This window comes from Nonomuraea sp. NPDC003709 (genome assembly GCF_040610775.1).
Lineage (GTDB): Bacteria > Actinomycetota > Actinomycetes > Streptosporangiales > Streptosporangiaceae > Nonomuraea > Nonomuraea angiospora_A.
The window spans coordinates 237,004-249,574 of record NZ_JBEXMW010000002.1 but is presented as its reverse complement, the minus strand read 5'-3'; the positions used below and the strand labels follow the sequence as shown (position 1 = coordinate 249,574).

General features: G+C 72.2%; 11 protein-coding genes. 7 read left to right on the top strand and 4 right to left on the bottom strand.

What is annotated here, in order from left to right; translation table 11 throughout:
- Position 1: 1 nt before the first annotated feature.
- Positions 2 to 745, top strand: a complete 744-nt coding sequence (locus ABZX61_RS05620) for a helix-turn-helix transcriptional regulator (RefSeq protein ID WP_355191774.1) — start codon at positions 2 to 4, stop codon at positions 743 to 745.
- A 20-nt stretch (positions 746 to 765) separates the two neighbouring features.
- A complete protein-coding gene (gene ybaK, locus ABZX61_RS05615; RefSeq protein ID WP_355191772.1) occupies positions 766 to 1,260 on the top strand; it encodes a Cys-tRNA(Pro) deacylase in 495 nt (164 codons plus the stop codon).
- Positions 1,261 to 1,266: 6 nt separating this feature from the next.
- Here the strand turns inward: ybaK and ABZX61_RS05610 are convergent, their stop codons facing one another.
- Both ABZX61_RS05610 and murA read right to left on the bottom strand, forming a co-directional pair.
- A complete protein-coding gene (locus tag ABZX61_RS05610) occupies positions 1,267 to 3,495 on the bottom strand; it encodes a transglycosylase domain-containing protein (protein WP_355191770.1) in 2,229 nt (742 codons plus the stop codon).
- Between the two features lie 53 nt (positions 3,496 to 3,548).
- Positions 3,549 to 4,859, bottom strand: coding sequence for a UDP-N-acetylglucosamine 1-carboxyvinyltransferase (gene murA / locus ABZX61_RS05605; protein ID WP_350729220.1), 1,311 nt, complete (start codon positions 4,857 to 4,859; stop codon positions 3,549 to 3,551).
- A gap of 63 nt (positions 4,860 to 4,922) precedes the next feature.
- On the opposite strand from murA, the gene ABZX61_RS05600 reads away from it, so the two are divergent.
- Positions 4,923 to 5,444 (top strand): hypothetical protein, encoded by a 522-nt coding sequence (locus ABZX61_RS05600; RefSeq protein ID WP_355191768.1) that lies wholly within the window; start codon positions 4,923 to 4,925, stop codon positions 5,442 to 5,444.
- 77 nt (positions 5,445 to 5,521) lie between these two features.
- Here the strand turns inward: ABZX61_RS05600 and ABZX61_RS05595 are convergent, their stop codons facing one another.
- Positions 5,522 to 6,892: an amidase gene (locus ABZX61_RS05595; RefSeq protein WP_355191766.1), complete on the bottom strand. Its 1,371-nt coding sequence runs from the start codon at positions 6,890 to 6,892 to the stop codon at positions 5,522 to 5,524.
- A gap of 85 nt (positions 6,893 to 6,977) precedes the next feature.
- Positions 6,978 to 7,787, bottom strand: coding sequence for a type II CAAX endopeptidase family protein (locus ABZX61_RS05590; protein WP_355191764.1), 810 nt, complete (start codon positions 7,785 to 7,787; stop codon positions 6,978 to 6,980).
- Positions 7,788 to 7,911: 124 nt separating this feature from the next.
- On the opposite strand from ABZX61_RS05590, the gene ABZX61_RS05585 reads away from it, so the two are divergent.
- The 4 genes from ABZX61_RS05585 (at position 7,912) to ABZX61_RS05570 (ending at position 12,570) form a co-directional block, all read left to right on the top strand.
- Positions 7,912 to 9,057 (top strand): histidine kinase, encoded by a 1,146-nt coding sequence (locus tag ABZX61_RS05585; protein WP_355191762.1) that lies wholly within the window; start codon positions 7,912 to 7,914, stop codon positions 9,055 to 9,057.
- Between the two features lie 61 nt (positions 9,058 to 9,118).
- On the top strand, positions 9,119 to 9,769 hold the full coding sequence (locus tag ABZX61_RS05580; RefSeq protein WP_355191760.1) for a response regulator transcription factor: 651 nt from the start codon (positions 9,119 to 9,121) through the stop codon (positions 9,767 to 9,769).
- Between the two features lie 327 nt (positions 9,770 to 10,096).
- The gene (locus ABZX61_RS05575; protein WP_350729210.1) at positions 10,097 to 11,452 is read left to right on the top strand and encodes an amino acid permease; all 1,356 of its coding nucleotides are present in this window, start codon (positions 10,097 to 10,099) and stop codon (positions 11,450 to 11,452) included.
- A gap of 110 nt (positions 11,453 to 11,562) precedes the next feature.
- Positions 11,563 to 12,570 (top strand): SGNH/GDSL hydrolase family protein, encoded by a 1,008-nt coding sequence (locus ABZX61_RS05570; protein ID WP_355191758.1) that lies wholly within the window; start codon positions 11,563 to 11,565, stop codon positions 12,568 to 12,570.
- Position 12,571: the final 1 nt, after the last annotated feature.

Sequence of the window (12,571 nt, the reverse complement as noted above, 5' to 3'; positions counted from 1 at the left end):
CATGACGGCAATCCGCCATCTGCCCGAAGCGCCGACGGGGCGGCGGCCGTTGGCCCCCGGTGCGGGCATCGACGCGCACCGGCACGACACCCACCAGATCGTCTACGCCTGCCGCGGCGTGCTCTCGGTCACCACCGGCGCGGGCACCTGGGTCGCCCCGGCCAACCGCGCCATCTGGATCCCGGCCGGCACCGTCCACGAACACCGCGCCCACGGCGACACCGACCTGCGCCTGGTGGGCCTCGCCGACAACCCCCTCGGCCTCGGCCACCCCACCGTCCTCGTCGTCGGCCCCCTGCTCCGCGAGCTGATCATCACCTACACCTCCGACGAGCGCTCCCCACCGGACGGCGGGGAGCGCGAGAGGTTGTGGGCCGTGCTCGTCGACCAGCTCAAGCGCGCCCCCGAGCAGCGGCTGCACCTACCCACCGCCCGCGACCCCAGGCTGACCGCCGTCTGCGCGATCCTGCGCCGCGACCCCGCCGACAGCAGGACCCTGGCGCAGCTGGCCGTCCAGGCCGGCACCAGCGACCGTACGCTGGCCAGGCTGTGCCGGCGCGAGCTGGGCATGAGCTTCCCGCAGTGGCGCACCCAGCTCCGCCTGCACCACGCGCTGCTCCTGCTGGCCGACGGCGTCGCCGTGACCACCGTCGCCCACCGGTGCGGGTGGGCCTCCGCGAGCGCGTTCATCGACGTGTTCGGGCGGGCGTTCGGGTACACCCCGGGCAAGGCCTTTACATTGTAGATTCGCTACAATGTGATCCTGTGAGCACATCGAAAGGCAAGGGCGGGACCCCGGCCACCGTGGCGCTGACCAAGGCCAAGGCCGAGTTCACGCTCCACCCGTACGAGCACGACGCCTCGGCCCAGGCCTACGGCGAGGAAGCCGCGGACGCGCTCGGCGTCCCCTACGAGCGGATCTTCAAGACGCTGGTGGCCGAGGTGGAGAGCGGGCTGGCGGTGGCGGTCGTGCCCGTGTCGGGCAAGCTCGACCTCAAGGCCCTGGCCGGCGCTCTCAACAGCAAGCGGGCCGCCATGGCCGACGCCGCCAAGGTGGAGCGCGTCACCGGCTACGTCGTGGGCGGCATCAGCCCCCTGGGCCAGCGCAAGCAGCTCCCGACGGTGGTCGACTCCTCGGCGCTGGACTTCGAGACGATCTACTTCTCGGCCGGGAAGCGCGGCCTCCAGATCGAGACCGCGCCCGACAACCTCATCACTCTCACCAGGGCCGTCACCGCGCCCATCGGCAAGCCCTCCTGACCGCGCTCATCGCCGCCGCCCGGGCTCCGAGCGCTCCAGGGGCGACTGGCCGACGAGCCATTCGAAGAGCCGCCGGCGTCCCCAGAAGAAGGGGTGGTCGCCGCGTCCCCGGCCGCCCTCCGCCTCGCGCCTCTTCCGCTCCTCCTCGGCGAGCGCCTGCTCCAGCCCCGGCGTGTTGCCGCCGCCGAAGCGGGCCATGTCCGGCCCGGAGAAGCCCTTGGGCTCGACATCCCGCAGCGCTGACTCCATCGACTCCACCCAGATCGGCCCGGGCAGCGACGCCCCCTGCACCGCTCCGTAGTAGTCGTCCCCGATCTGCACCCCCTGCAGCGGGAAGCGGTACGACCCGCGGATGTCCCCCACGCTGACCGCCGCCGCCAGCGCCGGCGTGTAACCGGCGAACCAGGCCGAGGTGTAGCCGTTGTTGGTGCCCGTCTTGCCGGCGGCCGGCCGCCCGATGCTCTGGCCCTGCATGGTGCCCTTGGAGAAGACTCCCTCCAGCACGTAGTTGACCGCGTCCGCGACCTCCTCCTCGATGGCGCGCTCGCACGCGGGCGGCACGTGGGTGCGCCGCCCGTCCCTGCCGACGATCTCGACGATCGCCAGCGGCCGGCAGTAGATCCCCCTGGCCCCGAACGCCGCGAACGCCGCCGCCACCGTCACCGGATCCATCTCGTTCACGCCCAGCGTGAACGTGGGCACCTCCTTCAGCGGCTCCCCGTCCGCCCTGGCGATCCCGAGCGCCTTGGCCGTCCGCACCACGTTGCAGAGCCCGACCTTGCGCTCCAGCATCATGTAGAAGATGTTCACCGACTTCCAGGTGCCGGTCTCGATGCTGTGCGGGCCGCCGGAGCCCTCGCCGGTGGCGTTGAGTATGCGGGTGTCCGGGTCGTTCACGGCGTGGCCCGCGCAGTCGCGGTAGCCCTGCCCGGGCACGAGTTCGCCCGGGGTGTTGAAGCCGTCGCCGAACCGCCACCCCTGCTGGAGCGCCGTGGCCAGCGTGAACACCTTGAACGTCGACCCGGCCTGGAACCCCTGGCCGCCTCCGTGCGCCACGTCCGCGGCCAGGTTGAAGGTGGTCTTGGGGCCGTTCTTCCGGTTGCCGGGGTTGCGGCCGAAGCGTTTGCTGGCCGCGATCGCCCTGATCCGCCCGGTTCGCGGCTCGACCATGGCCTCGGCGGCCACCTCGGTGTCCTCCGGCCAGACGTGACGGCGGATGGCCTGCTCGGCGGCGCTCTGCGCGATCGGGTCGAGGCTGGTCCTGATCGTCAGGCCGCCCCTGGCCATCCTGGCCCGCCGCTCGGCCTCGGTGTTGCCGAAGACGGGGTTCGACAGCAGCTCGCGCTGGACGTAGAGGCAGTAGAAGGGATAGGCGCTCTGCTCGCACCCGCCGGGCTCGGGCCTGAGCTTGATGGCCAGCGGCGCGGCCTTGGCGCTCGCCGCCTCCTGCGGGCTGATCAGCTTCAGCCCGGCCATGCGGTCGAGCACGAGGTCCCGGCGCGTCTTCAGGCGCTCGCGATGGTCCCGGCCGAGCGAGGGGTCGGTCGAGTACGGCATGCGCACCGCGCCGGCCAGCGTGGCCGCCTGGCCCAGGGTCAGCCGGGAGGCCGACGTGGAGAAGAAGCGCCTGGCCGCCGCCTCCACGCCGTGGGCTCCGGCGCCGAAGTAGGCGATGTTGAGGTAGCGCTCCAGGATCTCGTCCTTGCGGTACTTCTTCTCCAGCGCCAGCGCGAGCCGCAGCTCGGTGATCTTGCGGGCCAGGTTCGGGGCGCGGGCGCGGTCGCGCTCGGCCTCGGTGCGGGCGGCCTCGATCAGGATGTTCTTGACGAGCTGCTGCGTCAGGGACGAGCCGCCCTGCTTGATGCCGCCGGCCTGCGTGTTGGTGAGCAGCGCCCGGAACGTGCCCCGGATGTCGAGGCCGCCGTGCTCGTAGAAGCGGGCGTCCTCGATCGCCACGATCGCCTTGCGCATCACCGGGGCGACGGCGCTCAGCTGCACGGCCGTCCGATTGGCCTCGTAGAACTGGGCGAACGTCCTGCCGTCCTTGTCCAGCAGTCTGGTCACCTGGTCCAGGGGCTCTTCACGCGGGGCGGGCGGCAGGTCGACGAAGGTGCTCGCGACGTTCTTGGCGGCGATGCCGCCCCCGCTCACCACGGGCGCGGCCAGTGCCGCGGTCAGCACCCCTCCGAGCGCCCCCGCCAGCCCGAGCGCGCCGACGGATCTGAGTACGGTCACGTCACATGATCTGCGACGTCCGGATCCGCGCCAAACGCCCGCTTGTCACCTGTTTACCGTTGCCTGCGGATGTGCAGACCGAGCGAGGCGAACTGTTCGAACGGCCGGTGGTAACCGCGTTCGATGTGGTGCACGCCGCGCAGCGTGGACGGCCCGTCGGCGACGGCGGCCGCCAGCACGGCCGAGAACCCCGCCCGGATGTCGGGCAGCGTCACGTCGGCGCCCTTGAGCTTGGACACGCCGCGCACCACGGCCGAGTGCCTGGCGTTGGTGTCGTGGTACCGGCAGGCCGGCCCGCCCAGGCACTGGTCGAACACCTCGATCTCGCAGCCCATCTTCTGCAGCGCGGGCACGTACACCAGGCGGTTCTCGAAGACCGTCTCGTGCAGCACCGACATGCCCTGGCTCTGCGTGAACAGCACCATGAGCGGCGTCTGCCAGTCCGTCATGAACCCGGGGTGGGTGTCGGTCTGCACGGCCGCCGAGCGCAGCCCCTCGGGCGGCGCGGTGGCGCACAGGTACTCGTCGTTGATGTCGAACTGGGCGCCCATCCTGGCCAGCGTGGTGATCGCGGTGACCAGGCGGTCCTGCGGGCAGCCGTGCACCCGCACCTCTCCCCCGGTGACCAGGCCGGCCGCCAGGTACGAGAACGCCTCGATGCGGTCGCCGGTCAGCCAGGTGGAGGCGCCGCGCAGCCGTTCGACGCCCTCGATGACGATCCTGCGGTCGGGGGAGAGCTCGATCCTGGCCCCCATCCGCTGCAGGAACAGCGCCAGCTCCACCACCTCGGGCTCCATCGCGGCGTTCTTCAGCACCGTCTTGCCCTCGGCCAGGACCGCCGACATCAGGATGGTCTCCGTGGCGCCGACGCTCGGGTACGGCAGCTCGATCCGGGTGCCGTGGAGCCGGCCGGCCTTGGCGAAGATGCCGGTGTCGCCCACCTCCACCTCGGCGCCCATCGCGCGCAGGGCCTCCACGTGGAAGTTGACCGGCCGCCGCCCGATCGGGTCGCCGCCCACCAGCGGGACGAACGCCTCCCCCGCCAGGTGCAGGAGCGGGCCGAGCATGAGGATGGGGATGCGGTTCAGGCCGGTGAACGCGTCGGGCACCCTCGGCTCGATGGCCTGTCCCCGCGCGATCCTGATCTCCGTGCGGGAGATCTCGACATGGATGCCCAGCGCCCGCAGCATGGCGGCGGTGATCTCCACCTCGCCCACCTCCGGGGCGTTGTGGATGCTGCTCTCCCCGCCGCCCAGCATGGCGGCGACCATGTGCTTGGAGACTCCGTTCTTGGAGCCGCGTACTTCGACGTCCCCCCGGAGCGGGCCGGAGGGTTCTATCAACCAGACCTCTTCTGCAATCACGAGGCGAGCCTAGCCGGGGGATACCATCGAGCTGATTCGGACACACATGTAAGGGGGAGTGGCGTGACGAGGGAAGTGCGCGCTTTCGCGGTAACTGTCCTCGCACTTGCCACTCTCGGAGCGGCTGCCGGGCTGGTCTGGTCAGGGATCACGCCACGGGCGCCGTACCAGGTCACCGACCAGGGGACGGTGCTGGCCGACCCGTCCACGCAGGCGCTGATCGCGGCCGACGGGTGGTTCGCGGTGATCACCGGCGGGCTGGGGCTGCTGTGCGGCGGGGTCGCGTGGTTCGCGGCGCGGCGGTGGATGCTGCCGGTGCTGCTCGGGCTCTGCGCGGGCGGCGTCCTGGGGGCGATGCTGACGCTGTGGGTCGGGTCCACGTTCACGATCGGGGCGGTCGTCATCGAGGCCGCCGCCACGCCCGGGGTGAAGGTCGTCCCGGGCGCGCTGAAGCTGACGGCCTCCGGCGTGCTGGTGTCCTGGCCGCTGCTGGCGGTGGGGCTGTTCGGGTTCCTGGAGGGCATGCACGGGTACCGCGAGTCGCCGCTGCGCCACCCGTACGGCGACCCGCCCGAACCCCTCTGACCCACCCGCACGACGACCCGCTTGAGCCCTCCTGACCCGCTCGCACAACGACCCGCACCGGCCCACCCGTGCGGCGGCTACAGCGGTGGGCGGCGCTCGCCGTGCCGGGTGGCCTGCTCGAACGCGCGGGCCACGCGCAGGACCCTGGCGTCCTCGAACGGCCGGCCCACGATCTGCACCCCCACCGGAAGCCCGTCCGCCGTGAACCCGGCCGGCACGGACGCGGCCGGCGCGTGCAGCACGCTGATCCAGTACGCGGAGCGCATCCAGGCGAGGTAGTCGGGCATCGGCTCCCCGTTGATCTCGCTGACGTGGGGCTGCTCGACCGGGAACGGCGGCACCTGGCTGACGGGCGCGATCAGCACGTCGTAGGTGTCGAAGAACGCGGCCATCCGCTGGTAGAGGCGGCTGCGGCCGCGCTCGGCCCGGGCCAGGTCGGCGCCGGTGACCTTGCGGCCCTGCTCGACGTTCCACGCGGTGTTGGGGCCGAGCCCGGTCAGGTCGCCGAAGGACAGCGCGTAGTTCCATGCCCGGTAGGTCCGGAACGCGTCCTCGGCCTCCGACAGGTCCAGCTCGACCTGCTCGACCAGGGCTCCCAGCCGCTCGAACACCGCCGGCGCCGTCGCGGTGACCGCCGCCGTCCCCGGGTCCACCGGCAGGCCGCCCAGGTCCGGGCTCCACGCCACGCGCAGCCCCCGCACGCCCTCCTCCGGCTCGGGGGCGAAGACCTCCTTGATCGAGTACGGGGAGCGCCGGTCGAACCCGGCGATCGCCCCGAACATCAGCGTCACGTCCTCGACCGTCCTGGCCATCGGCCCCTGCACGGACAGCGTGTACCAGGCGTTGGTGTCGGACGGGTCGGGGACGCGGCCCGGTGTCGGGCGCAGGCCGACGACGTTGCAGAAGGAGGCCGGGTTGCGCAGCGAGCCCCCCATGTCGGACCCGTCGGCCAGCGGGACCATGCCGGTGGCCAGGGCCGCGGCCGCGCCCCCGCTGCTGCCTCCGGCGGACCTGGACAGGTCGTAGGGGTTTCTGGTGGCGCCGAACACCTCGTTGACGGTGTGGGAGCCGGTGCCGAACTCCGGTGTGTTGGTCTTGCCCATGGTGATGGCCCCGGCGGCGCGCAGCCGCCGGACGATCAGGTCGTCCTGGGCCGGGACGTTGTCGGCGAAGAGCGGCGATCCGTACGTGGTGCGGATGCCGGCCGTGTCGACGAGGTCCTTGTGCGCGACGGGCAGGCCGTGCAGCGGACCGGCCGGCTCCCCCGCGTCGGCCGCCTTGGCCGCGTCGAGCGCCTGCTCGGCGACCAGGGTCACGATGGCGTTGACGCGCGGGTTGACCTGCTCGATGCGGTCGAGGTGGGCTTGGACGACCTCGACGGCGCTCACCTGCCTGGCCCTGATCAGGTGCGCCAGCTCGGTCGCGGTCGAGTAGTGCAGTTCGCTCACCCTTGGATCCTCCCCCACGGGCCGCGGCCCGACGACGGCGAGGGTTGCCCACCCCGGCCGCGACCGCTCGTCGGATCACCACCGCTCAGGAACTCTCCCGCACCAGCCCCCGTTCCAGTGGCGCGGTGTGGCCGTCCCTCCGTCCGGCCAGGATGAGCAGGCCGGTGACGGCGAGCGCGCAGGCGACGATGACGAGCTGCACGCCGTACTGGACGTCCTGGGTCGGGAGCACGATGTTGCCGGTGTGGAAGCCGGTGTGCACGCCGACCGCCATCCACACCGCTCCGGTGCGCGCCCGCGCCGCCGCGCAGGCGAAGCCGATGCCGATCGCCTGGAGCACGTAGAGCAGGCGCTCGGCGGGCGTGTCCGCCGGGCTCCGGGAGAGGATGTGCAGCGCGCCGAAGCACACGGACACCACGATCAGCACGGCCCTCGGGGACAGCCGGCCCGACAGCGTGTCGAACAGGTGACCCCGCCACAGCAGCTCCTCGGGGAACGCCTGGCCGAGCAGGACTATGGCGACGTAGAGCGGCAGGTAGGGGAGCTGGGCGCGCATCACGTCCCACGGCAGCCAGGTGGCCACGCCGAGCGCCACCGACAGAGCGTTGGAGGCGATCACCGCGGCCGCGCCGGCCAGCACGCCCGCCAGCAGGTGCGGCACGGCCCGCCAGGACCTCGTGAGCCCCACGCCCCGCCACGACTGACGGCCGAGGAAGCGGCGGATCAGGTAGACGAGCCCGAGCGAGGCCAGCGTGACTCCGATCACGCCCACCGGCTGATAGAGGGGGTCGCCCCGGTCGAAGAGCAGCATCGCGGGAAGGGAGCCGCCGTACACCTGCGCGAACATCGCGACGACGGCGATCAGCACGGCCCAGACAGGATGAGTGGCTTTCATGGACCGTCACGCTAGGCAGCCCTGCGCCGCCGCACATCGGCCCGCGGTCTGAACCCGCCATGACCTTCGTCATGGGTCCTCAAGGAGGATCACAACGCCCTCGCGGGAAACTATGGTCGAAGCCATGCAGCGTCCTCTGGCCCGGCTGCGCGTCCCCGACCGGCCCGTCCTGTTCACCGTCGTGTTCTGGGTGGTGCTCGCCGCCACCGGGGCCGTCGCGTACGCGGCCGAGCCCTCGACGCCGCCGTGGGCCGTGCCCTTCGGCGTCAACCTGGCGCTCGTGGCCGTGCTCTGGCTGCTGCTGCCCTGGCGGCGCTGCGAAGGGTGGCGGCGGCCTCTGCCGGTGGCGTTCCTGCTGGCGACGTTCGCCCTGGGACTCACGGGTTCGGCCGAGATCCACCAGTTGCTGACGCTCCTGGCGATCGCCAATGTGGCGTTCGTCCACGGCATGCGGACCGCGGCCGTCATCGTCGGCTGCCTGATGGGCGGGCTCTTCGTCACGACCGCGGTGGCCCACGGCATTCCGGAGGCCACCGTGCAGACGGTGGTCACCGTCGTCTTCGCCGCGTTCGTGCTGGGCATGACGTCGGCCGTGCTGGAGGCGCGGCGCAGGCGGGAGGAGGCGCGGCGGCTGCTGGCCCGGGTCAGGGAGCTGACGGTCGCCCAGGAGCGGGCGCGGATGGGCGCCGAGATGCACGACTCCATCGGCCACCACCTGACGGTGATCAAGCTGAGCCTGGAGAACGCCGAGCGGTTCCGCTCGCGCCGCCCCGAGGCCGCCTGGGACGAGGTGCGCCAGGCGAAGGGGCTGACCGTGGAGGCGCTGGCCGACGCCCGCCGGTGGGTCCGCGCGCTGCGCCCGCTCGCGCTCGAGGGCCGCGTCGGCAGCGCGGCGCTGGAACGGCTGGCGGCGTCGTTCGACGGCACGGGGCTGGCGGTGTCCTTCGAGGTGGTGGGCGGCGAGGTGCCCCTGGAGCCCGATGTGGAGCTGGTGCTCTACCGCGTGCTGCAGGAAGGGCTCACCAACGCGGTCCGGCACGCCGGGGCCCGCCACGTCGACGGCACGCTCACCTTCTCCGGCGAGGCCGTCGTCCTGGCGGTCGCCGACGACGGCAAGGGCCGCGACCGCGGGGGACGTGGCGGGTTCGGCCTGAGCTCGCTCGCCGAGCGCGCCCGCGCCGTGGGCGGCACCCTGGTCGCGGGCGACCGGCCGGGCGGCGGCTTCGAGGTGCGGGCGGAGCTGCCCGTCCGGGCGAAGGTGGCGACGTGAGGGCGATCAGGGTGCCGCTGGAGGTACGGGCGGAGCTGCCCGTCCCAGTGAAGGTGGCGACGTGAGGGCGATCAAGGTGCTGCTGGTCGACGACCAGGAGCTGATGCGGCAGGGCCTGCGCAAGATGCTGGAGATCGAGGACGGCATCGAGGTGGCGGGCGAGGCCGCCGACGGCGAGGAGGCGCTGCTGGTGGCCGCCGAGTGCCGCCCGGACGTGGCGCTGGTGGACGCCAGGATGCCCAGGATGGACGGCGTCGAGCTCATCTCCCGCCTGTCGGCCCGGCAGCCCGGGGTGGCGTCGATCGTGCTCAGCACCTTCGACGAGGACGACTACATCTTCGGCGCGCTGCGCGGCGGCGCCGTCGGCTACCTGCTCAAGGACTGCACGCCGGAGGAGCTGATCGACTCCGTCCGCCGCGCCGGCCGCGGGGAGACGGTGCTCGCCTCACCGGTGGCCGCCCGCCTGGTCGCCGAGCTCCGGCGCACCCCGCCCGCGCCGCCCCCGCCGGCTGCGCCTCGGGGCCGGTTGTCGGCCCGGGAGGCGCAGGTGGCCGCGCTGATCGCCGCGGGGGCCTCCAACCGCGAGATCGCGGCCCGGCTGCGCATCGCCGAGGGCACGGTGAAGAACCACGTCTCCAGCCTCCTCCGCAAATACGCCCTCCGCGACCGCACCCGCCTCGCCCTCCACCTCAAGGACCCCCCACCCTCCTGACCCCCGCCACCCCATCACGCACGGGCCCGAACCGCGGACGACCACCATCCCACCCCAGGCGGATCCCAGCCCCTCCCGGAGACCGCTACGACCGCCGTCACGCCCCCAAGCCGATCGCGCCCCCACCGGGAGACCACGACAACCGCCGTCACGCCCCCAGGCGGATCCCGGCCCCGCTCGAGTGGGGTTGTGCGCTCCGACTCCAGTGGTCCGGACCGAGACCCTGGTGCCCGCGCCCGGCCCCCGTCCGGACCGGCGCGCCGGGACCCCCGTGGCCGGCAGCACCGATATCGTCATATTCACTGTACGTAGTTGAGGAGACACTCGGTGCGCACGCAGACGGACGAAGGCTACCGGCACGCGCTCGGCAACCGCCAGGTCCAGATGATCGCGATCGGCGGGGCGATCGGGGTTGGCCTGTTCCTCGGTTCGGGCGGCCGGCTGGCCGCGGCCGGGCCCGCCCTGGTGATCTCGTACGCCACCGCAGGGGCGGCCGCGTTCTTCGTCATGCGGGCGCTCGGCGAGCTCGTGCTCTACCGCCCGGTGGCGGGGTCGTTCGTCGAGTACGCGGGCGAGTTCATCGGCCCGTGGGCGGCGTTCGCCAGCGGCTGGATGTACTGGATCAACTGGGCGTTCACCGGCATCGCCGAGCTGACCGCCATCGCCGCCTACATCCATTACTGGGCTCCGGCGTTCCCGCAGTGGCTGACGGCGCTCATCGCCCTGGGCTTCGTGCTGTCGGTCAACCTGGTGTCGGTCCGGCTGTTCGGCGAGCTGGAGTTCTGGTTCGCCATGCTGAAGGTGCTGGCGATCACGATCTTCCTGGTGGTCGGCCTGGTCCTGGTGGTCTTCGCGGTCGGCCAGGCGACCCCGCACAACCTCGTCTCCCACGGCGGCTTCTTCCCCAAGGGCTTCCCGATGGTGCTGATGAGCCTGCAGTCGGTGGTGTTCGCGTACGCGTCGATCGAGCTGGTCGGCATCACGGCGGGTGAGACGGCCAGGCCGCACCAGGTCATGCCGAAGGCGATCAACGGCGTGGTGTGGCGCATCGCGATCTTCTACGTGGGCTCGGTGGCGCTGCTGGCGATGGTCCTGCCGTGGACCGCGTACCACGCGGACACCTCGCCGTTCGTGACGGTCTTCGCGGGCCTCGGCGTCCCGTGGGCCGCCGACGCGATGAACCTCGTGGTGATCACCGCCGCGCTCTCGTCCTGCAACTCCGGCCTGTACGCCACGGGCCGCATCCTGCGCTCGATGGCCATGAAGCAGGAGGCGCCCGGGTTCACGGGCACGCTCAGCTCCAGGTTCGTCCCGATGGGCGGCATCCTGTTCACGGCGGCCATGTTCCTGGCCGGGGTGGCGCTGTTCTACTTCCTGCCCGAGCGCGCCTTCAACATCGCCACCGCCGTCGCCTCCCTCGGCGTGATCACGACCTGGGGCGTGCTCGTCTGGTGCCAGATGCGGCTGCGCCGGTCGGGCCACCTGTCGGTGTTCCCGATGCCCGGCGCGCCGTACACGAACTGGCTCACGCTGGCGTTCCTGGTGCTCGTCGTCCTGCTGATGCCCTTCGCCGACCCCGACCAGCGGGTGGCGTTCTTCCTCATCCCGGCGCTGGCCGTGGCCATCGCCCTCGGCTGGCGGGTGGTCAGCCGCCGCCGGATCGTCAACGGCGGCCGCCCCTGACTGAGTACTCTCGATGTGCCGGCACAGAGCCGCCGCACACGGGGGAGGCCGCACTGGACGAGGCGACACGACAGACGCCGAGGTGGACAAAGCGGGCGATAGTCCAGACCGTGGCGGCCGCCGCCGTCGGCGCCGCGCTTGCCGTGGCATGCGCGCCCTTGGGCGTCTTACCGAGGCTGGCCTGCGCCGTGCTCGGCGCGGGCTGCCCGGCCGATCAGGAGCCGAACGGAAGGCTGCCGCAGGCGACCCGCCTGACGCCCGTGCAGGTGGCGCAGGGCGGCATGTACGTCGCGCTGGGCGACTCCTACTCCTCCGGCGAGGGCGTCTGGGACCTGGACCACGAGCCGATCAACGACGGCGCCGACCGCTGCCACCGGGCGACGGGCTCGTACGTGCCGCTGGTGGCGCAGACCTACCGCTTCGGGGGCGGCACCGCCTTCTACGCCTGCAGCGGCGCCACCTCCTCCCAGATCCTGTCGGGCCAGTACGGCCAGAAGCCCCAGATCACCCGGGTCGGCCCGAACGCCAGCCTGGTGACGCTGAGCATCGGCGGCAACGACGCCGGGTTCACGAAGGTGCTCACGGGCTGCATCGTCAAGCTGCCGTGGTCGTCGGCGTGCGTGGAGCAGGACGCCGCCGTCGCCCGCCGCATCGACGAGCTGCGCCCCAGCCTGACCAAGGTGCTGCGCGAGGTGCGGACGCGGGCGCCGAACGCCCGCATCATCGTCCTCGGCTACCCCAGGCCCTTCCCCAAGGACCCCGTGGCGACCGTCGACAACATGAGCGCCGAGGACCAGACCTGGCTGAACGGGATGACGCGCCGGCTCAACGACACGGTGGCCTCGGTGGTGTCCGACTTCGACCGCACGATCGCGGCGTTCGGCGTGCCGGGGAGCGTGGAGTACGTGGACGCGTACGAGGCGTTCACGGGGCACGAGGTGGGCCGGCCGCAGCCGTACCTGAACGGGTTGAGCGTGAACATGGACGAGCTCAAGGTCAACGCCCGCAGCTACCACCCGACGGGCGACGGCTACCGCCGCTTCGCCGAGCTCATCACCAAGCAGATCGCCGCCGGACCGGGCCGCCCCATGAACAACGTCCGCCTCGACGCTCCCTGAC